Origin of the sequence: Marinobacter sp. KMM 10035 (assembly GCF_046537445.1) — a bacterium.
Taxonomy (GTDB): domain Bacteria; phylum Pseudomonadota; class Gammaproteobacteria; order Pseudomonadales; family Oleiphilaceae; genus Marinobacter; species Marinobacter sediminicola.
The window spans coordinates 43,088-64,425 of the sequence record NZ_JBBVMG010000002.1; the positions used below are offsets into that span (position 1 = coordinate 43,088).

Annotated in this window: 19 protein-coding genes and 2 tRNA genes; 7 read left to right on the forward strand and 14 right to left on the reverse strand. The window is 53.2% G+C overall.

What is annotated here, in order from left to right; all coding sequences use genetic code 11:
* Positions 1-29 precede the first annotated feature (29 nt).
* Positions 30-461, forward strand: coding sequence for a universal stress protein (locus tag AADB16_RS12130; RefSeq protein WP_410803685.1), 432 nt, complete (start codon positions 30-32; stop codon positions 459-461).
* A gap of 83 nt (positions 462-544) precedes the next feature.
* Here AADB16_RS12130 and AADB16_RS12135 read toward each other — a convergent pair whose 3' ends face one another.
* The 4 genes from AADB16_RS12135 to AADB16_RS12150 form a co-directional block, all read right to left on the reverse strand.
* Complete coding sequence (locus tag AADB16_RS12135; protein ID WP_410803687.1) at positions 545-2,515, reverse strand: ATP-binding cassette domain-containing protein; 1,971 nt, start codon at positions 2,513-2,515, stop codon at positions 545-547.
* Between the two features lie 8 nt (positions 2,516-2,523).
* Positions 2,524-3,318: an MOSC domain-containing protein gene (locus AADB16_RS12140; RefSeq protein ID WP_410803688.1), complete on the reverse strand. Its 795-nt coding sequence runs from the start codon at positions 3,316-3,318 to the stop codon at positions 2,524-2,526.
* 95 nt (positions 3,319-3,413) lie between these two features.
* A tRNA-Gly gene (locus tag AADB16_RS12145) sits at positions 3,414-3,489 on the reverse strand.
* Positions 3,490-3,569: 80 nt separating this feature from the next.
* Positions 3,570-4,172 (reverse strand): DUF924 family protein, encoded by a 603-nt coding sequence (locus AADB16_RS12150; protein WP_410803689.1) that lies wholly within the window; start codon positions 4,170-4,172, stop codon positions 3,570-3,572.
* A 101-nt stretch (positions 4,173-4,273) separates the two neighbouring features.
* On the opposite strand from AADB16_RS12150, the gene AADB16_RS12155 reads away from it, so the two are divergent.
* From AADB16_RS12155 to AADB16_RS12165, 3 genes are all read left to right on the forward strand, one after another.
* Positions 4,274-4,651: a sirohydrochlorin chelatase gene (locus AADB16_RS12155; protein ID WP_410803691.1), complete on the forward strand. Its 378-nt coding sequence runs from the start codon at positions 4,274-4,276 to the stop codon at positions 4,649-4,651.
* An 11-nt stretch (positions 4,652-4,662) separates the two neighbouring features.
* Positions 4,663-5,565 carry a TIGR01777 family oxidoreductase gene (locus AADB16_RS12160; protein WP_410803692.1) on the forward strand — a complete coding sequence of 301 codons (903 nt, stop codon included), beginning with the start codon at positions 4,663-4,665 and terminating at the stop codon, positions 5,563-5,565.
* A 93-nt stretch (positions 5,566-5,658) separates the two neighbouring features.
* Positions 5,659-5,734: transfer RNA gene (locus AADB16_RS12165), tRNA-Glu, on the forward strand.
* A 65-nt stretch (positions 5,735-5,799) separates the two neighbouring features.
* On the opposite strand, the gene ccoM is transcribed toward AADB16_RS12165, so the two are convergent.
* On the reverse strand, positions 5,800-5,955 hold the full coding sequence (gene ccoM / locus AADB16_RS12170; RefSeq protein WP_410803694.1) for a cytochrome c oxidase subunit CcoM: 156 nt from the start codon (positions 5,953-5,955) through the stop codon (positions 5,800-5,802).
* A gap of 243 nt (positions 5,956-6,198) precedes the next feature.
* Between ccoM and AADB16_RS12175 the strand changes: the two genes are divergently transcribed.
* From AADB16_RS12175 to pta, 3 genes are all read left to right on the forward strand, one after another.
* Positions 6,199-8,616 (forward strand): EAL domain-containing protein, encoded by a 2,418-nt coding sequence (locus tag AADB16_RS12175; RefSeq protein WP_410803696.1) that lies wholly within the window; start codon positions 6,199-6,201, stop codon positions 8,614-8,616.
* A 21-nt stretch (positions 8,617-8,637) separates the two neighbouring features.
* A complete protein-coding gene (locus AADB16_RS12180; RefSeq protein WP_410803697.1) occupies positions 8,638-9,825 on the forward strand; it encodes an acetate kinase in 1,188 nt (395 codons plus the stop codon).
* 70 nt (positions 9,826-9,895) lie between these two features.
* Positions 9,896-12,052, forward strand: coding sequence for a phosphate acetyltransferase (gene pta / locus AADB16_RS12185; protein WP_410803698.1), 2,157 nt, complete (start codon positions 9,896-9,898; stop codon positions 12,050-12,052).
* 26 nt (positions 12,053-12,078) lie between these two features.
* On the opposite strand, the gene der is transcribed toward pta, so the two are convergent.
* The 9 genes from der to ndk all read right to left on the reverse strand — a co-directional run bounded on the left by der (position 12,079) and on the right by ndk (position 21,336).
* On the reverse strand, positions 12,079-13,500 hold the full coding sequence (der, locus tag AADB16_RS12190; protein WP_309044365.1) for a ribosome biogenesis GTPase Der: 1,422 nt from the start codon (positions 13,498-13,500) through the stop codon (positions 12,079-12,081).
* 17 nt (positions 13,501-13,517) lie between these two features.
* A complete protein-coding gene (gene bamB, locus AADB16_RS12195; RefSeq protein WP_410803700.1) occupies positions 13,518-14,735 on the reverse strand; it encodes an outer membrane protein assembly factor BamB in 1,218 nt (405 codons plus the stop codon).
* On the reverse strand, positions 14,735-15,400 hold the full coding sequence (locus AADB16_RS12200) for a YfgM family protein (protein ID WP_410803702.1): 666 nt from the start codon (positions 15,398-15,400) through the stop codon (positions 14,735-14,737). The genes bamB and AADB16_RS12200 overlap by 1 nt, the downstream gene beginning before the upstream one ends.
* A 43-nt stretch (positions 15,401-15,443) precedes the next feature.
* Entirely contained in the window at positions 15,444-16,724 is a 1,281-nt protein-coding gene (gene hisS / locus AADB16_RS12205) for a histidine--tRNA ligase (RefSeq protein ID WP_410803703.1), read from the reverse strand.
* A 41-nt stretch (positions 16,725-16,765) separates the two neighbouring features.
* Positions 16,766-17,884, reverse strand: a complete 1,119-nt coding sequence (gene ispG / locus AADB16_RS12210; protein WP_298446934.1) for a flavodoxin-dependent (E)-4-hydroxy-3-methylbut-2-enyl-diphosphate synthase — start codon at positions 17,882-17,884, stop codon at positions 16,766-16,768.
* Between the two features lie 37 nt (positions 17,885-17,921).
* A complete protein-coding gene (locus AADB16_RS12215) occupies positions 17,922-18,896 on the reverse strand; it encodes a RodZ domain-containing protein (protein WP_410803706.1) in 975 nt (324 codons plus the stop codon).
* Positions 18,886-19,686: a type IV pilus biogenesis/stability protein PilW gene (gene pilW / locus AADB16_RS12220; RefSeq protein ID WP_410804551.1), complete on the reverse strand. Its 801-nt coding sequence runs from the start codon at positions 19,684-19,686 to the stop codon at positions 18,886-18,888. The genes AADB16_RS12215 and pilW overlap by 11 nt, the downstream gene beginning before the upstream one ends.
* Before the next feature lie 46 nt (positions 19,687-19,732).
* Positions 19,733-20,845: a 23S rRNA (adenine(2503)-C(2))-methyltransferase RlmN gene (gene rlmN, locus AADB16_RS12225; protein ID WP_200204985.1), complete on the reverse strand. Its 1,113-nt coding sequence runs from the start codon at positions 20,843-20,845 to the stop codon at positions 19,733-19,735.
* Between the two features lie 62 nt (positions 20,846-20,907).
* Positions 20,908-21,336 (reverse strand): nucleoside-diphosphate kinase, encoded by a 429-nt coding sequence (ndk, locus tag AADB16_RS12230; protein ID WP_200204986.1) that lies wholly within the window; start codon positions 21,334-21,336, stop codon positions 20,908-20,910.
* Positions 21,337-21,338: the final 2 nt, after the last annotated feature.

Sequence of the window (21,338 nt, forward strand, 5' to 3'; positions counted from 1 at the left end):
TAGCAAAGCCGATATAGAAGGAGTTAGGGATGTCTGCATACAATAAAATGCTCGTTGCTATCGATCTTACCGAAGAAGCACCCCAGGTTCTGGAAAAAGCTAAAGCCATGAGCGTAGCTCACGGTGCCAACCTGGTTCTCGTACACGTTGTCGAGCCAGTGGGGTACGCGTATGGCGGTGATATTCCGATGGACCTTACCGAACTTCAGACTCAGCTCGATAAAGCGGCTCGGGAACAGCTGGCTGCGTACGGTGAACAGTATGGCGTCGAAAAGACCAACCAGATTGTGACTGTGGGCCGACCGGAATCTGAGATACACCGGTTGGTTAAAGAGCAGGCTGCGGATCTTGTGATTGTGGGAAGCCACGGCAGGAAGGGCTTCCAGTTGCTACTCGGCTCAACTGCAAATGGCGTGTTGCATGGTACAGAGTGCGATGTTTTAGCGATCAGAATTCGCTAACTCATCTCGCAACACCCAGCCCTGGAAAAAAGCCTGAGGCAATGCACTGCCCCAGGCTTTTTTATTAATCCCAAGCACTTGCCTTAACCAAGCGCCTGCTCTTCCAGTTCCATCCATCTCTCGATGACCTTCTCCAGCTTGAGCTCTTTCTGTTCCAGCTCTTCCAGAACCTCAGCAACGTCTTCAGCTGTACCTGAATAAAAATCGGCTGAAGCGATACGCGCCTGAATGCTCGCTACATCCTGCTCCAAAGCTTCTATTTGCCCTGGCAACTGTTCAAGTTCGAGCTTCAACTTATAACTCAGTTTAACCGGCTTAGGCTTGCTGGCACCGGCATCATTCGAGCTTTCTGCAGCCTGCTCACCCTTGGCTGGCGTATCACCATTTTTTTTGCCACCCGTTTGCTTACCTGACTTTGCCGCCTTGTCGTGCCGATCGGGGCGTGCGCCCGTTTCCTCAGCCGGGAAACATCCTCCCTGCCGACGCCAGTCGCTATAACCACCTACGTATTCTCGCACCCGCCCAGAACCGTCCAGGAAAACCGTTTCCGTTACAACGTTATCGAGAAACTCCCGGTCGTGGCTGATAACAATCACGGTGCCGGCAAATTCGGAAAGCTGCTCTTCCAGCAACTCCAGGGTTTCCACATCCAGATCGTTGGTTGGCTCATCCAGTACCAGAATGTTTGCTGGCTTGCTGAACAGTTTTGCTAACAACAACCTTGCACGTTCACCCCCGGAGAATACCCGAACAGGCGATCTGGCCCGCTCCGGCGTAAACAGGAACTCCTGCAAATACCCAAGCACATGCTTGCTCTGGCCGTTGATATCAATAAATTCCCGGCCTTCCGACAAGTTGTCGAGTGCGTTCAAGTTAAGGTCGAGCTCACCACGAAGCTGATCAAAATAGGCCACCTGGAGGTTAGTACCCAAGCGGATCGTGCCTTCAGTCGGCTTCAGGTCGCCCAACAACAAACGCACCAGCGTTGTTTTACCCGTTCCGTTCTCACCCACAAGGCCAATTTTATCGCCCCGGAGCACCGTAAGACTCATATCTCGAATAATGGCTGTCCCGTCAGGGTATGCAAAGCTGGCATCAACTGTCTCTACTACCAGCTTGCCCGAGCGCGCAGCATCTTCCACAGCGAAGCTCGCTGTACCCCCACGAACTCTGCGCTGCCGGTGCTCTTCGCGCATCGCTTTCAGGGCCCTTACTCTACCCATGTTGCGGGTGCGGCGAGCTTTAATGCCTTGGCGAATCCAGGTCTCTTCCTGTTTCAGCCGCTTGTCGAACAGCGCATTTTCCCGTTCCTCCTCCTCAAGCGCTTTCTCTTTCAGGTCAAGATATCGGTCATAAGAGGCAGCAAAGCTGATCAACTTCCCGCGATCCAACTCTACGACTCGGGTAGCCATGCGCCTGATAAAAGCCCGGTCGTGGCTCACAAACAGCATGGCGCCACGAAATGCACCAAGCGCTTCCTCAAGCCAAGCGATGGCTGGCACATCAAGATGGTTGGTGGGCTCATCTAACAAAAGAATATCCGGCTCTCCAACGAGCGCTTTAGCTAACAACACACGACGCTGCCACCCTCCGGAGAGGGTATTCAACCGCTGGTCCGGATCTATGCCATATTGCGCCAAAATGGCCGTAACCTTTTGATCGAGCCGCCACCCGTCAAGAGCTTCAATGCGCTCCTGAACCTTCATCATGCGATCGAGACTGGATTCGTCTGCGCTTTGGGTAAGCGTGTGAAACTCCGCCAGGAGTTGGCCTGCTTCCGGGAAGGCGCCAGACACTACTTCGTACGCCGTTCTGGTATCGTCTGAGGGAAGGTTCTGGGGCAGGACCGCCAACACGGCGCCATCGTCAAGGCGCACCTTGCCGCCATCCGGAATAACATCACCGCAGACGATCTTCAGCAGAGTGGACTTACCCTCGCCATTCCTTCCCAACAAACATACCCGTTCGCCAGCTTCAATAATCAGCGAAGCCTGATCAAGCAGCGGGTGCATTCCGAAGGCCAGGGAAATCGAGTCCAGTGTTAACAGTGGCACGTTGTTTTCTACTCCGATTCAATAACAGTGACGGAATCATCCACATGGATTATTCCGGGGGATTCGTGAATGGCATTTTGGCCGAAAATAACACCATCTGGCGTCCTGCGGTATCCAGAGAGCGCTCTCAAAGGCTGCAGGCCGGGATCTTTCAACCCGGTATCCGGATCAACGGTGGTCAGCACACAACGGGAACTTGGCTTCACAACATTGAAGCTTTGTTCTCCTACCAAAAGCTTGCGCCAGTGGTCTTCCTGCCAGGGTGCCATGCCCTCTATAACGATGTTGGGCCGGAACCTGCGCATATCCACAGGCGCCTCGAGTCGCCCGTTAAGCTCACTTAAAGAGGCCAGATTGGTGATCAAAAAAGGAAAGCCATCCGCAAAGCCTACTCGACGATATTCACTTACATGCCCGGCATCAACCCGCCGAAACGAAGAGTCCGGCATATAGACAAAGCGCAAGCTCCTACCGCAATAGCGACTTAGCGCCTCACTGGCGGCTGACCCACCCTCCAGAGCTTTAACCCAGTCGCGCCAGACCAGCACTCGTAACTCCCGGTCAGTCTGCTGCAACAAGAAATCGCCCTGACCTGGCACGTGAATACTGACGGAGCCCCCATGTAGAGAGGTTGACACCTTGGCCAACTCAGGAAGCTCTCTCTGGGTAACAAACCGGCGCTCCTCATCAACAATCATCCATCGCCGGTCACCTTTAGGGCCGAAGTCGTCCATTTCAAAACAGGAAACCTCGATGCCAGTGAGCGACTTCACCGGGTAAACATGGAGTGAATGAACTTTCAAGGCGCGTCTCCAGAGCAGGAATCAAATGTGGGGAGGCGGGCAGTATAACCAAAAACAAAAAACCCGACCTCTTTCGAGGTCGGGTTTCTGGAATTTGGAGCGGGAAACGAGATTCGAACTCGCGACCCCGACCTTGGCAAGGTCGTGCTCTACCAACTGAGCTATTCCCGCAATGTTGACCAGCTTGCGCTAACAACGGATGTGTATTCTACGCATCCCGCCCCTTTCGTCAACCTCCTTTGCAAACTTTTTTATTGCCCAAATCGATTGGCGGTGCCCAGATAGTCCTTCTCCGCGTCAGTCGAGGGTCGTCCAAGAGCCTTATTACGATGGGGAAACCGCCCAAAACACTCAATGATGTTGCGGTGATCCTGAGCTGACCGCAGAAAGCTTCTTAAAAAATCCTGCAACATCCCTGAGGTAGACGCGACCAACTGCTCATAACACTCAACCGACAACGCTTGATCGTCAAGCCGCTCAGAGTGTTGTAGTGGCATATACATAAATGCACGCTGAATCGGTGGAAGCGCGACGTCACCTCCCCTGCGCATGGCCTCTTTGCAAAGCGCCCTTGCCTGCTTATCCTGCTCGAACGCAAGTGCCCCGCCCCGAAAAATATTTCTGGAAAACTGGTCAAGCAGAATAATTTCAGCTAACTGCCCACCAGGAATCTTACGCCAGTGATCCAGACCTTGCTCAGACGCGAACAGAACCATGGAAAGAAACCGACGGCGAATTTCCTGGTCGAACTTACGGCTTGAAAGAAACCAACGATTACGATGTTCGCTGTCGGGGAGTCCATTTTCATCTAATTCACCGAACCAGAAATCCAGAATCTCTTTCCAATCGAACATTAAAGAACACCCTGTTATCTTGACTGACGGGATCGACAGAGAATACCGGCCCGCAACCAAATTTACGACAGGCACCTGTCACAGATCATCGAGGAGCACGAATGAGCAGTCGCCGCATTATTCTGTTAGCCCATGGTAGCAGCGATAAACGCTGGTGCGACACATTCGAGGCGCTTGCAGAGCCGACGCTAAAGGCTGTACCAAACTCGAGGATTGCCTATATGGAACTGGCGCAACCCTCCCTGGAGGCCGTCGTTCGCGACGGTGTGGCAGCCGGAAGCCGAGAATTCACAGTTGTCCCCCTTTTTCTAGCCGCCGGGCGCCACCTGCGTAAAGATGTGCCGGCCATGATTACAGCCCTTGAGACATCCACTGGGGCAAATATTACGCTTTCCCCCCCCATTGGAGAGAACCCGCTTCTGGGTCAGGCAATCAAAGGCGTGGTAACCCTGCAACTGGCTCACAGCGCCAAAGATTAAGGAGCGTCAACATGAAAAAGCGCGTACTGATTACCGGCGGCACTGGCTTTATTGGCGGCGCGCTTTGCGGCACATTGCTTGATCGTGGCTACGGGCTGACCATTTTAAGCCGACAGTCTGCCGATGCAGTGCGGGCCCTGTGCGGGCAGGTTGAGGTGATCAATAACCTTGAAAACCTCCGCGGCCATGCGGGTTACGATGCCGTGATCAATCTCGCAGGTGAAGGCATCGCCGACAAGCGCTGGACTGCCGGGCGGCAGCAAGCATTGCTAAACAGCCGCATTGCTTTGACCCACACTCTGGTAGAGGTCCTCAAGAGCTGGAAGCAAAAGCCTGACGTGATGGTTTCGGGCTCGGCTGTCGGCTTTTACGGTGATCAGGGTGACCTGCGGGTAACCGAAAACACCGCACCCAACGATGAGTTTACTCACCAGATGTGCAGGGACTGGGAAAAGGCAGCGCTCGAACTGGAATCGCTTGGAGTGCGCGTATGCATCTCCAGAACGGGCATAGTGGCAGGTCCTGGGGGCGGCTTTTTGAAGCGTATGGTTTTACCATTTAAGCTTGGACTGGGTGGCCGCCTTGGTGGCGGGCATCAGTACATGCCCTGGATTCATCGCGAGGATGTGGTCGCGGCTCTTATCTGGATGCTGGAAACGCCACAGGCCTCCGGTGCATACAATGTAGTCAGTCCTAACCCGGTCACTAATCGTGAGTTCACCCTTTGCCTTGCTCGCACACTCAATCGGCCCGCTATGTTCCCTGTTCCGGCACCAGTGCTCAAACTTGCACTCGGGAAGATGTCACGACTACTGTTGACTGGCCAGCGGGCAATACCAGAAAGGCTGATCGACGCCGGATTCGAATTTCGCTATCCGACACTTGCAGAAGCGCTCGAAGCCACCACTAAATAACTTATTAGCTTTTTTCATCAAAAGCGTTGACAGCTGCACGAGGCTTACTTAATATACGCGCCACCTCGACGAGGCAAAGTTTTAAAGCGTTGCGTCCCCTTCGTCTAGTGGCCTAGGACTCCGCCCTTTCACGGCGGCAACAGGGGTTCGAACCCCCTAGGGGACGCCATTTTTTCCCTCATAGAACTCTTGAGTGAAAAAAACGCTTGTTTGCCCAAATCAAGGCGCACCTGTTCAGGCGGCCTTTCTATCCAGTTTAATATCTTTCTTTGCGGCGCTAGTTCCATGAGCTTTCTGATCTCGCATCACGAAAATGCCTACGCCAACAAAAAACGCCACCATCAACAACACAGTCGCAATTCCAGCGAAAACCACCACATCCATATACATATTTTTTCTCCTACCCATATTCAAACTTGGTTAAGCTCAGATTACGTCACTACTGAATACGGATATTGATCTAGGTCAATGGCAGCATCACTGCTATAACTCAAAAGCCCTCAAATACAAAAGTGAACATAATTCTCCCGTGTTTTCGCGGATTTGCAGGGAATTTGAATAAAAGGACTGCTATAGTCAGCGAATAATGGACTATCTGCTTATATCAACCGGTCTGGGTGGCTGAAGTACAAGATGCCGAAACTGCCGACACGCTTACAACGTTTTCGCTCAGGCTCCCCCCTGTCCTTCAGGCTGCTCGCCTGGATACTTCTGTTCAGCTCGGCCTTCACGCTGATAGCATCGGCTATCCAAATTTATTCTGATTACCGCAAAGACCTATCACAGATTGATAGCCGCATAGCTGTGGTTGAATCCGGGTATGCCTCCAGCCTTGCCAGAAGCCTCTGGGCGCTTGACCAGAAACTTCTGCAAACCCAGATGGAAGGGATTCTCAGCCTGCCAGACATCGTTCATCTGAGACTGGGCATTGAACCAGACTCTGAACTGGTTATGGGAGACATTCCCCGAGGCTCTGATACCAAATCCCACAAATTTGATTTGCTTCATGAGGGAGAAGGGGCATTCAAACTGGGCGAACTCACGGTAACAGCCAATCTTGATCGTGTTTATGAAGATCTGAAGGTTAAAGTCGGTATTATTCTCGCCACCCAATTCCTGAAAACCTTTTTCGTATCGATATTGATCATCTGGGTTTTCCAGCACTTTGTTACCCGCCATTTAACCGCTATGGCGAACTACGCAAAGGACATCTCCCTGAAGAACCTCGGCACCCCGCTCACTCTTGACCGTCCGGATACGCCGTCGCACCACAGGGACGAAATCGGCCGAGTAACCGATGCTATCAATCAGATGCGCGAGCGTTTGAATGACGACATGGTGCGGCAGGAAAGGGATGCCGCCGAGATTCACAAGTTCTCCATGGCTATCGAGCAAAGCCCCTCCTCTGTCGTTATATGCGACCGGCAGTGGCGGGTCGAGTTTGCGAACCACAAGTTCACGCAGCTTACGGGTTACAACGCAAAAGCGATTGTTGGCCAACACCCTGGTGCATTAAGCGATAACACCATGGAAATCCGTGAAAATCGCCAACTGTGGCAATCCATCCGCCTGCAAGTTCAGCGCGTGGGTGTATGGCAGGGTGAAGTGAACAGCGCACGACGCAATGGCGAGCGCTTCTGGGAACAGCTTATTGTTACACCTATTAAGGATAGTGCTGGCGAAGCGACGGGTTACCTTATTCTCGGTGAAGACATCAGCATTCGTAAGCGTTACGAACAACAATTATTGCGTCAAGCGAACTACGACATACTGACCGGTTTACCCAACCGCATGCTGGCATTGGACAGGCTCAAATTGGCCCTGGCTCAGGCGCGCCGCGAAGGCACCATGGTTGGCGTCATGTTTTTGGATCTTGATAACTTCAAGCACATTAACGACACACTAGGGCACGACGCCGGCGACAATCTGCTGATTGAAGCGGCGAGGCGAATATCCAGTTGCTTGCGCGGAACAAGCACAGTCGCCAGACTCGGAGGCGATGAATTTCTTGTGATTTTGCCAGGGCTTAACGGCTCTGAATCCGCCGCACAGGTGGCAGAACGTATTCTTTCGAACTTTACCCCGGCCTATACCCTGAATGGCCAGGAAGTCTTCGTTACGACCAGTATTGGTATTGCAATTTTCCCGACCGATTCAGACAACAGTGGCACCCTTCTCCAGCACGCGGATGCCGCCATGTATCAGGCAAAGCGCCAAGGCAAAAGCTCCTTTGCGCACTTCACTCCCGAAATGTCTGAGGTCTCCCATGAGCGTCTGCAAATGGAATCCCGCATGCGGAGGGCATTGGAGCAAAATGAATTCGAACTGTATTTTCAACCTATTGTTGAGACCACCACTGGCGAAGTGCGCGCTGTAGAAGCACTTCTGCGCTGGAACAACCCCGTTATGGGAATGGTAATGCCGGACCGCTTTATTCCGCTGGCTGAAGAGACAGGGCTTATCATCGCTATTGGTGAATGGGTGCTTGAACAAGCCTGCCTCGCAGCTATCGAGTGGAAAGCGATTGCCGGCCGGGATATTGGAATTTCTGTCAACGTGTCACCAAGACAGTTCCGGGACCCCGGATTTATCAATGCTGTGATGCGTGCGTTAACCAACAACGATCTCGCTCCCCAGTTGCTGGAATTGGAAATTACCGAGCGCTTGCTGCTCGACAATTCCATCGAAACAGCAGAAATTCTCAGAGAACTGGACCGGGCGGGCATCCGCCTGTCAGTCGATGATTTCGGTACTGGTTACTCTGCTCTAAGCTACCTCAAGAGCTACCCGTTCGATACCCTCAAAATTGACCGCACCTTCATCAACGATGTAACAAAGTCGCAAGGGGGAGCCTCCCTGGTGTGCGCAATAATTAATATGGCGCACAGCCTGGGGCTAACCATCATAGCGGAAGGCGTTGAAGAGGAATCACAGACCCATTTCCTGAAGCAGGAAGGGTGTGATTTGTCCCAGGGCTATTTCTACAGTCGCCCACTCCCTGCAGGGGAGTTTATTGAGTGGCTGAAAGCCAATCACCGTACACCAACCTGACTCTCACGGAATACCGGGAACATGAAACAATCCATTCTTGTCGTTAACTGCGGCAGTTCGTCGCTGAAACTTGCCTTGTTCGACGAAAATGAAGAAAAGCTCGTATCTGCAATAGCAGAACGGCTCAATGAGCCGCAAGCCTTCGCACGAATCAATGGTGATGACCGCATCGTCGAATTGCCAGCCAAAGCCAATCACAAGCAAGCCCTTAGTGCATTGGTATCGGCGTTCCGTGAGCGTGATTTTATGCCCGCAGCGCCCACCTCTATCGGGCATCGCGTGGTGCATGGTGGCGAAACCTTCCGCGAAGCCGTTCTAATAGACAACGGTGTTGTGGATGCGATTAACGACTGCGCAGGGCTGGCTCCTCTCCATAACCCGGTCAATCTTGCTGGCATTGAAGCCACCCGGGAACAGTTTCCTGAAATACCACAAGTCGCCGTGTTTGATACCGCGTACCACCAAACCCTTGCACCCCATGCATATCTTTATGCACTGCCAGAGTCCTACTATCGAGACTGGAGTGTAAGACGCTACGGGTTCCACGGAACCAGCCATTTTTTTATGGCCAATGAGGCGGCGCGTCTTCTTGGTAAACCCCTTGCCACTACCTCGATTATTTCAGCGCATCTGGGGAACGGGTGCAGCATTACGGCAATCAAGGACGGTGCCAGCGTGGACACCAGCATGGGTCTGACCCCGCTGGAAGGATTGGTGATGGGTACCCGTAGTGGTGATATCGATCCGGGGCTTTTCGATTACCTGAACTCCCGAGGTATGCAATTAGCCGATGTACACAAGGAACTGAACCAAAACAGTGGGCTTCTGGGAATCTCCGGCAAAACTAACGATATGCGCACCTTGTGTGAACTGGCCGACCAAGGGCACGAGCCTTCAGCGCTAGCAATCGAGATATTCTCCTTCCGCCTGGCAAAGTATGTTGGTGCCATGATGGCCTCGTTGGATAATCTTGATGCGCTTGTGTTCACCGGTGGTATCGGAGAAAACAGCAGTCGGGTAAGACAGAAGACATTGGGTCATCTCAAGCTGCTCGGATTTGATCTGGATACGGACCGGAATCAGCGTAACGGGCGTCGCAGCGATGGCAGGATAGAAAGCGCCAACTCACGATTCCCGATTCTGGTCATTCCCACTAACGAAGAGCTTGTAATCGCACGCGAGGCTGCTCGCCTGGCTGAAATTTTTTAAATAGATTTACCGGGCTGCCTGCTTCGCCCATTACCAGAACCTGTTACCAGAACTACCGGAACCTCTATATATGGCTAAAAGTCTGTTTATTGCACCTACATCCATGGATTCAGGGCTTACATCCGTTTGTCTGGGCTTGCTGCGCGCAATGGAGCGCGTGGGTATAAGCGTTGGGTTCTACAAGCCGTTCTACCAGTCGGTGAACCAAGCCGAGTCTTTGCATAACGATGGCAAAGATTCATCCGTTACCTTTGTGCGCTCGCGAAGCCACCTGCAGCCCCCCGAACCGATTCCCCTGAAGAAGGCTCAGCACCTGTTGAACCGCGGCAAATCGGACCTGCTGATGGAAACCGTGGTGGGCGAATACCAGAAAGTCGCCAAAGATGTCGATGTTGTTATTATTGAAGGTCTTGTTCCCGACCGTCGCGAGGCCTACATCGCTCGTTTAAACGTGGAAGTGGCGCGCAATCTGGGCTCAGACGTGGTGCTGGTCAGCACACCGGGCAAGAGCAGCCCTGCCGAACTTGACGAGGAACTGGATTTCTCTGCACGGCTGTTTTCAGATGTTTCAGCTCAGGATGTGATTGCTGTTATTCTCAACAAACTCGGCGAGCCCGAACGTTCTGGAATGGAACCCTACAGCAATATCAGCCAGATCGAAGGGGAAACTCCGGACTACCGTAATAGCTGCAAGGTGTTCCGCGATGGGCGCTTCCGCTTGCTTGGCCAAATTCCGTGGCAGTCCGACCTACTGGCGCCGCGCGTGTCTGATATTGCCCGAGAGCTTAACGTCCCGGTGCTGTATGAAGGCCAGATGCACACTCGCCGGGTACAGAGAGTATCTGTCTGCGCCCGCTCCATCCGCAACATGACGGAGACCCTTGGCCCAGGCACCTTGATGGTGACTCCTGGCGACCGCGAAGACATCATCGTGACAACCGCCGTTGCGGCACTTAATGGTGTTCCTTTAGCGGGCCTCATGCTGACCGGCGGGCTTATGCCTGATCAGCGAGTCATCGATCTGTGCTCCCGTGCGCTGCATACGGGCTTGCCGGTGCTGAGCTCCCCCACCAATACGTACGAAACCGCACACATGTTGGCGAATCTCTCCAGCGCGATTCCCACCGACGACCCTGACCGGGTCGAAAAAGCGATGGAAGCCGTAGCGACAAAGATCGATACCGACTGGCTGCAGGAGCACCTGCGCGTTGCAGTTCAGAGCCGACTGTCCCCACCGGCATTTCGCTATCAGTTATCTGAACGCGCCCGGGCGGCAAACAAGCGCATTGTACTGCCAGAAGGCAGTGAGCCACGCACCGTTCAGGCTGCGATCATTTGTCACCAACGCAAGCTTGCACGTTGCGCCCTGATTGGCAACGCAGCAGACATTCGGGATGTTGCGGCTTCGCAGGGCTTCGAGTTGCCTGACGATATTGAGATCATTGACCCGGTTGAGGTGCGCAAAAACTATATTGCCCCCATGGTTGAGCTGCGCAAACACAAAGGGCTGGCCCCGGATATGGCCGAAGCACTGCTTGAGGACAATGTGGTTCTGGGCACCATGATGGTGGCTCTGGATGAAGCCGACGGTCTTGTTTCAGGCGCTATCCACACCACCGCAAACACCGTGCGCCCTGCCCTTCAGCTGATCAAGACCCATGACGACGCCAAAGTAGTGTCGTCAGTGTTTTTCATGCTGCTTCCGCAGCAGGTGCTGGTTTATGGTGACTGTGCAATCAATCCAGACCCCAATGCAGAGGAGCTGGCCGATATCGCGATCCAGAGCGCCGAATCTGCAGAAGCTTTTGGTGTGGAGCCTGTGGTTGCCATGATCAGCTACAGCACTGGCGAGTCTGGCAGTGGTCACGATGTGGAGAAGGTGCGAGAGGCCACCAGAATAGCGCGTGAACGCAGGCCGGACCTGCTCATTGATGGTCCGCTTCAGTACGACGCAGCAGCCATCGAAAGCGTGGCACGCAGTAAAGCACCCAATAGCAAGGTCGCGGGCAAGGCGACAGTGTTCATATTCCCGGATCTCAACACCGGAAACACGACCTATAAAGCGGTTCAGCGTAGCGCTAATGTAGTGAGCATTGGCCCAATGCTACAGGGCCTGAGGAAACCAGTTAACGATCTGTCGAGGGGCGCATTAGTAGAGGATATTGTGTTTACCATCGCACTGACAGCGGTGCAGGCAAAGCAGGTTGAGGATGCGGGGCTGGCCTGAGCCACCCCGATCAACAAACAGTCCCGCTAGCGTTTAGTGCTCTTCTGGCGGGTCTTTTTCACTTGACGACCTGCCTTCTGGTCGTTGTCCTGCTTTACCTTCTGGCGAGGTGTTTTCCGATCAACCTTGTTGGCGAACGGGTTCTCGGCGGAGCGGAACTCAAAGCGGATCGGTGAACCGGTGACATTCAGCACTTTGCGAAACGTATTTTCAAGATAGCGCTTGTAAGATCCAGGTAAGGCATCTGTCTGGTTACCGTGGACAACAATAACCGGCGGGTTAGAGCCACCTTGGTGTGCATAGCGCAATTTTATCCTGCGTCCACGAACCATTGGGGGCTGATGTTGCGCAATTGCATCTTCCAGAATCGCCGTAAGCCGGTTGGTCTGCCACTTCGCCATGGCTGACTCATAACAAGCCTCCACTGACTCGTACAGAACCCCTACCCCCGAGCCGTGCAGCGCAGAGATATAGTGCTTGTCAGCATAATCCAGAAAGTCCAAACGACGCTTCACCTGCTCCTTCACTTTGGCGCGGGCTTCAGGATCCATTCCGTCCCACTTGTTGACTGCAATCACCAGTGAGCGGCCGGCATCGAGAACAAAGCCGATAAGATGCAAATCCTGATCAACCAATCCTTCACGCGCATCAATAACCAGTATCACAACATGGGCATCGTCGATGGCCTTCAATGTTTTGATAATGGAAAACTTCTCCACCGCTTCATTCACATTTTTGCGGCGCCGAATACCTGCGGTGTCGATAAGAGTGTATTGCTTTTCGTGGCGCTCATAAGGGATATAAACACTGTCCCGAGTAGTGCCAGGCATGTCATAAACAATCACCCGATCCTCGCCCAGCATACGGTTGACCAGCGTTGATTTACCTACGTTGGGACGACCAACAATGCCTATGCGAATACCAGGGTAACGATCCGCCCGATCAGCTGCTTCACGCTCTTCTTCAGAAGGTAGCAGCAACTCAAGCATCGATCGTATGCCGCGGTTATGGGATGCGGCAACCATAAACGTTGAAGAAAATCCAAGGCTATAAAAGTCAGCCGCAGCGACATCGGGATCCTGCCCGTCGGTCTTGTTAACCACCAAATGGGCTGGTTTGCCTGACCGGCGCAGGTGATCCGCGATTATCTCATCGCCGGCAGTCAAACCCGCGCGACCGTCAACCAGGAACAGAACTATGTCTGCTTCGTCTACGGCCTGCATGGACTGCCGGGCCATTTCGAGATCCAGCCCTTCTTCTGTACCCGTCAGACCGCCGGTATCAATAACGATAAAGCGCTGGTCTTCGTAGGTGCCCTCACCGTACTTTCGATCCCGGGTCAGGCCGGGAAAGTCTGCCACCAAAGCATCGCGGGAGCGCGTCATCTGGTTGAATAACGTCGACTTGCCAACATTCGGCCGGCCAACAAGGGCAATTACTGGGGTCATAATGGTTCGCTATGAAGTTATTTTAGGCTCTGTCTTTTGGCAGAGCCTTGAGTACGAACGGAACCGTTCCGTTCTCTCAGTGTGAATACAGACAGTTTACCGCCGTTTCCGAAAACCATCAGGTTACCGTTCGCCAACCGCTGCAATGGAACCCGGAGGCCATCGCTATCATAGTGCGTCTGGCCAACAAGGCGCCCATCATCTGCAGACAATACATGCAGATAGCCTTCGTAGTCGCCAACAACCAGATAGTTTTCGTAAACAGCTGGCTGGGTCAACTGGCGCCAGGATAATTTATCCTGAAGCCATACTTCTCTTCGGTCCGAGCCACGATAAGCCACAACATCGCCGTTAGCAGATGACATATATATATTGCCACCCCCGATCATCGGGGCTTGCAAGCTGGATGCCTTGCGGCTCCATATCTCCTGCCCAGTGCGGATATCAACCAGCGCAAGCTTTCCCTGATATCCCGCAACCATTATTGCACTCTCGAGCACCAAAGGCTGACCCGCAATATCCACAAGCCGCTCAAGTTCCGTCCGCCCCTGAGGCTGCCCAACTTCGTACTGCCACAATGGCTGCCCTGAGTCGGCCGCCAACGCCATTAGCTTTCCGTTGGAGAACGCCGCAATCACCACATCGCCGCCCACCAGTGGAGCAGCAGCGGCCCGCAGAGACAACGCAGGTACAACGCCGTCATACTGCCAGAGTATTTCGCCATCAGCTGTATCAAACGCGAGGACTCGCCCATCCGTTGTTTGAGCCACTACCAGCGATCCGTTCGATTGCGGCGCTGCCAAGGCCTCTGTGGGCAAGGCGCTACGCCATAGCTCCCGCCCGTCTTCACGGGAAAGCGCGATCAGATCTGCTTCACGGGTGACCAGGTAGAGTTGTTCCAGATCCCCACCAACACCGGCGAATATGCGGTCTTGAAGCTCGCGCTCCCATATCAACTTGCCAGTTTCCGAATTCACGGCAACCAGCTCGCCATCTGCAGAAGCCGCGTACACAACGTCTCCCGCATTCAATGGTGCCAAGTATAGAAAATCGCCATCATGTCCGTCGCCCACGGACGTCTTCCAGACTGTTTTAAGCGTAACGGAGGTATCTACTTCAGGAACCGGCACCGGTTGCTCAAAGGTATCGGTTGTGCTGCACCCGGTGATACCCAGTGCAGCTACCAGGGCTGAAAAAACACCAGCCCGGAACAGCCTGTTACCCGCAAACTTCATCAGGCCTCCTCTCCAACACCAAGATCAGACAGCTTGAGCTCCAAAATACCACTGCGGCCTTGCTGGCTTTGTTCACGGGCACCCAGATAAGCATCCAGTGCACCTTTCTTGTCGCCCTTAGCCAACAGAATGTCACCACGCAACTCAGAGAAAATTGCAGCAAAAGCGTCAGCGCTTTCAACATCGCCAGCACCATCGATGGTTGCCAGTGCATCATCATAACGCTCGGCAGAGAATTGAGCGCGGGCCAGACGGTTACGAACCACCAGCGCCAGTGCTTTATGGTCACCGGCTTTTTCCAGAGCCCACTCCAGTGAAGCAACGGCTGCTTCCGCATCCTTGTCTTCAACCAGCTGCTGACGGGCCAGAATCAAATTGCCATAAACTGCATAGGCGCTTTCGGCATGATCTTCACGCAGCGTGTTCGCAACGAAGTCTACAGTTTCGCCAGCAGTGTCATCCGCTTGATTGCCAAATGCGTTTAACAGCGTGGCAAACTGGTTAGCAGCTTCCGCTCGCTGTTGTTCCTGATGGTTCTGCCAAGCCTGCCAGCCGAAAACAATTGCGAGGGCGGCACCGATACCAATGAGCAGAGAGCTGCCATTTTTCTTCCACCAGTCCTTGATCGCCTGAACCTGTTCTTCTTCGGTGCGCATTTCCGCCATGATGACTCCTGTAATGGTTTTTTACTTTTGTAGTGATGCGAATTCAGTTCGCCAGGGCTTTCGCAAGCACCGATGCAAGATCGCTCTGTGCCACACTGCTTTGTTCTTCATCGGAACGCAGCGGTTTGAGACCCACCGTTGCGTTCTCTATTTCGTTGTCGCCCAGAATCACTGCGTACCGAGCGCCACTTTTGTCCGCCTTTTTCATCTGACTTTTGAAGCTGCCACCGCCACAATGGCTGATCACCACTCGACCTTCCAGCTGATTGCGCAGTGTTTCCGCGAGCGCCATTGCTGGTGCTAACGCTGTATCGCCCATAGCGGTTACGTAGACATCCGCATTGCTGTTTGCTTCTTCCGGCACAAGCCCGAGGGTATCAAGCAGTAAAATGAGACGCTCCAGCCCCATGGCAAAACCAACAGCCGTCGTCGGCTTCCCGCCAAGCTGCTCAACAAGACCGTCGTACCGGCCGCCCGCACAGATAGTACCTTGGGCGCCAAGACTCTCGGTCACCCACTCAAAAACGGTTTTCCCGTAGTAATCGAGCCCGCGAACCAGAGCTGGGTTAACGGTGTAGACGATACCCGCAGCATCCAGAAGCTCTTTCAGGCGATCGAAATGCTCACGTGACTCTGCATCAAGATAGTCTTCAAGGCGCGGCGCATCGGCAAGCAACTTGCGGGTGCCCGAATCTTTGGTATCCAGAATGCGAAGTGGGTTGGTATCGAGTCGTCGCTGGCTGTCTTCATCAAGCTCCGATTTGTACTGCCCCAAGTATTCGACCAATGCCTGACGAAACTCCTTGCGGGCAGCAGATGATCCAATTGAGTTGATTTCCAGGCGAGCATGATCGGTAAGGCCCAATGCCCGCCAGAGTCTGGCCGTAAGAATCAACAGTTCTGCGTCAATGTCCGGGCCCTGAATACCGAAACACTCAACGCCAATTTGATGAAACTGACGATAGCGCCCTTTTTGTGGCCGCTCATGCCGGAACATCGGCCCGGTGTACCACAACCGCCGGGTCTGGTTGAACAGCAGCCCGTGCTCTTCGGCAGCCCGAACGCAGCCAGCCGTACCTTCTGGCCGAAGCGTCAGGCTATCGCCGTTACGGTCCTCAAAGGTGTACATCTCCTTTTCAACGATATCGGTCACTTCGCCAATGGAGCGTTTAAACAGATCTGTCTGCTCGACAATGGGCATCCGGATTTCCTGATACCCATATTGCCGGAGCACTTTACGCGCAGTGGACTCAACAAACTGCCAAATGGGTGTCTGCTCTGGCAGGATGTCGTTCATCCCGCGTATTGCCTGAATCTTAGCCAATGTAAACCCTTAATTCCTGCTGGATAATCGTGCCTGCTCGATTACTTGCCCGAGCGCGCAATAATGGCATCTTCCTGTTCTTTTTTTCGGGCGATTTCTTCACGAATCAGCCGCTCAAGATCATCCGTAAGATTGGCATTGTCGAGCTTTTGATTTGGTTTTCCTGCCCTGTAAAACAGGTTCTTTGGGCTGCCTCCGGTTAGGCCGATATCCGCCACTTTGGCTTCACCGGGACCGTTGACGATGCAGCCGATGATGGCAACATCCAGAGATTCGTTTACGTCTTCCAGTCGCACTTCCAGATCGTTCATGGTCTGGATAACGTCGAAGTTCTGACGGGAGCAGCTCGGGCACGCAATGAAGTTAATGCCCCGACTACGCAAGCGCAGGCTTTTGAGTATGTCGAAACCGACCTTGATTTCCTGAACCGGGTCTGCGGCCAGCGACACCCTGATAGTATCGCCGATACCATCCATCAACAGCATGCCAAGACCGATGGATGATTTAACCGTACCTGCACGGAGCCCGCCGGCTTCGGTGATGCCGAGGTGAAGCGGCTGATCAATCTGAGTCGCGATTTTGCGGTAGGCTTCCACCGTCATGAACACTTCCGAAGCTTTCAGGCTGACTTTGAAGTTCTGGAAATCATGTCGATCAAGAATGTCGATATGGCGCATTGCCGACTCAACCAAAGCGTCCGCCGTGGGTTCGCCGTACTTGCGCTGAAGCTCTTTTTCAAGTGATCCGGCGTTTACGCCGATGCGCATAGGTATGTTGCGATCCCGGCAAGCGCTGATAACTGCACTGACCCGGTCATCACGACCAATGTTGCCAGGGTTGATGCGCAAGCAATCCACACCCAGCTCAGCAACCCGAAGCGCTATTTTATGATCAAAGTGGATGTCTGCAACCAACGGCAGAGACACCCGCTCGCGAATCTTTCCGAAGGCATCAGCAGCCTCCATTGAGGGTACAGATACCCTGACAATGTCGGCACCCGCTTCCTGAAGCGCAGTAATCTGACCAACCGTTGCGTCAACATCGCAGGTGTTGGTGTTGGTCATGCTCTGAACAGCTATGGGCGCATCGCCACCAACGGGAACATCCCCAACCATGATCTGGCGGGATTTGCGTCTTTTGATCGGGGATTCGTGTTTCATGTGCTTACGACCGAGATAGATAAATGCAAAAAAATGTTCAGATTGTCAGTGTGAACTCAGACCGGTTGTTCACCACCGGGAAGTCCCTTATGTCCACAGATTCGCCCTGAAAGCGAATCGTATCCACAGTGCTTACTGCGCCAATAACAACCTTCAATGGGGGTTTGCCGGATACTTGAAGTGTATCACCTGCTCTTTGCAGGGAACTGGCCAAACGATTTCCAGTGGCATCACTTACCTGTACCCAGCAGTCACCTGTAAATGCAATTTCCAGCACGCCGGATACAGGCCCAGAGCTTTCCGTAACCGGCGGCTGGGCCAGAGCTGGCTCTATGGTTTGAGCCACAACGGGTACCTGGTCTGAAACTTCGGGCTGCACCACAACCTGCTCAGGCTCAACATCCCTGGCAACCAGCTCGGCCGCTGGGGCTTCATCAAGATATCCAAGATCAGACTGAATCTCGTTATTGTCATCACTATTGCTGCGGGGCTCATCGGGTATGCTGATGCTATCTTCTGGCAGCGCATCATCCGGCTGCGACATGACACCCGTTTCCGCCGGAAGCTCGGCATCTGCTTGGCCAGCAGTAAACTTCGGCACAACAAACATGACCACTAAAGCGCCAACAGCCACCATTGCCGCAAACAGCAAAAAAAGCTTGGCGATGCGGCGCTTCCTGCGCCTCCGACGCTCAATATCAATGAGAGGGTTGGCTTCAAGCTCCCGGGCTTTCTGAATTCGCGCCGGTTCAAGTTCAACATTTAAATCAGCAATAATGGCATCTGCATCCAGGCCGACCTGTTTCGCATAGGCTCGAACATAACCTTTAAGGAATAGCTCGCTGTCGATTTGTGCGTAATCGCCGTTTTCAATAGCCTGGACAACACCATTTCTTAAATGCTGGGCATCAGCAATCTGGGCGACGCTCAATCCTTGCCTTTCACGAGCTCGCTTCAGTTGCAGGCCAACGGCTTCATTCGCTGCATTTTGTTGGGAGTCATCACTTGTCATTTGAAATCAGCGCCTTGTATTGTTGGTACTCTACTGACTCCGGGTACTTGTTCTTCAGCTGCAAAATCAGGCTCGCTTCCTGATTTCTATCCCCGGAATATCGCGCAATACGAATACCCGTAAAAAGACTCTCAGGCGAATGCTGCAAATTCGGGTTACGCTGCATGATCGACAGAAGGCGGTCATAATAGCGCTTGGCCCCGGCCACATCGCCCGAGTCGACCATTACCCGGGAAAGCGAAAGCAAGGAGCGCGCATCGCCACGGGAAAGCTCCGTCGCGCGACGATAGGCAACAATTGCACCGTCCTGCTCCCCAAGGCGCTCCTGTGTCATACCCAGATTGTAAAAAACAGACCCACGGTCTTTGTAACTCGTATCTCTGGAAGCTGCGCTAAATTGATTGCGCGCCTCTGAAAACCGCTGTTTGGAATAAAGAAAGGCGCCATAATACACTCTTGCACGTGTGTATCCGGCGTCTTTGGAGATTGCTTTCTTGAAGCTCTCTTCTGCAAGCTCCGACTCGCCATCAGCATTATAAATCAACCCCAGAGTCGCCAGAGCCTGCGGGCTGTTTGGTTCAATCTCAAGAGCACGGTCCAGATGATGCCGCGCGCGCTCAATATTACCTTGGCCAATATAGGCCGAGGCAAGCTCAACGTAATTATCAACAGCTTTCTGGCGGTCCGCTTCACGGGAAAAACGGTTATCCGTAGTGGTAACACACCCGGTGACCAGCAGAGCAACCAACAAGGCCGCTGCTGTAGAACATCGTCCATTTAGCAATTTCATAGCCACAGAATGCGTTCCTCGCGGGTTAAACATTGCAAGTGTCCGATCAGGAATTCACCTGTTGAACATTGATGTATCGCTGGCTTCTACGGGTACGGTCTTCAACCTGTCCAACAAGCTGTCCGCACGCCGCATCAATATCATCGCCGCGGGTTGTTCTGATCGTAGCGATGTAGCCTGCCTCATTCAGGACAGCCTGAAAACGCCGGGTAGCGTTCATGCTAGGCCGACGGAAGTCGCTTTCCGGGAACGGATTAAAGGGAATGAGGTTGATTTTGCAGGGAATATCCCGCAACAACTCAGCCAGCTCGTGAGCATGCTCCGGCTTGTCATTCATGCCTTCAATAACCGTATACTCAATGGTCGCTTTACGCTTATCAGGAAGACGGCTGAAATAGCGTTTTGTGGCCGCCAAAAGCTCCGCAATCGGGTATTTTTTGTTAAGCGGCACCAGCTTGTTTCTCAACTCATCATTGGGCGCATGCAAGGAAATGGCCAGTGAAACATCGGTAACTTCCGCAAGCTTATCAATGCCCGGCACCACACCCGAGGTACTGAGCGTTACCCTGCGCTTGGAGATACCGTATGCAAGATCCTCCATCATAAGATTCATTGCATCTACCACGTTGTCAAAATTCATCAGGGGCTCTCCCATTCCCATCATGACAACGTTGGTAATTGGCCGGTCAGGGCCCGGCTCAAATGGCATGAAGGCTTTGCGCGCAACCCATACCTGCCCGATAATTTCGGCAGCCGTAAGGTTTCTGTTAAAACCACGCTTGCCCGTTGAGCAAAAGGTGCAGTCCAGGGTGCAGCCGATTTGCGAAGACACACACAAAGTGCCCCGCTCACCGTCTGGAATCAGAACAGTTTCTACACTGTTGCCGTTATCCATGCGCATGACCCACTTGCGTGTGCCGTCTTTCGATGTTTCATCGTAGACGACTTCCGGACCACGAATTACGGCTATTTCCTTGAGTTTTTCCCGTAGAGATTTACTCACATTGGTCATTTGATCGAAGTCATCCACACCCCGCTGATGCATCCACTGGAGCATTTGAGTAGCACGAAAACGCTTCTCGCCCAGGGATTCAAAGAAAGCCTCAAGCTTTGCTTTGGGCATTCCCAGCAGGTTGGTTTTTTCAGCAGCGGCTGTCATTTTATAACCTCGATCAGATAATCAATGCGGGAGCCGCCGACGGCAGCCCCCGACCAACAAAATCAGCCGCGCGGGCAGATTTCGTTGTCACTGAAGAAATAAGCAATTTCACGCTCTGCAGAAGCTGCAGAATCGGAACCGTGAACCGCATTCGCATCAATAGATGTAGCGAAGTCTGCGCGGATTGTGCCGGCATCCGCTTCCTTCGGGTTAGTTGCACCCATCAGGTCGCGGTTCTTCAGGATGGCGCCTTCGCCTTCCAGAGCCTGAACAACAACAGGACCGGAGGTCATGAATGCAACCAGATCGTTGAAGAAAGGACGCTCTTTGTGCTCAGCGTAAAAGCCTTCCGCCTGCTCCTGGGTAAGGTGCATCATGCGTGACGCTACAATGCTCAGGCCGGCTTTTTCAAAGCGGCTGTAGATTTCACCGATCACATTTTTTGCAACTGCATCGGGCTTGATAATAGAAAGCGTGCGCTCATTAGCCATGG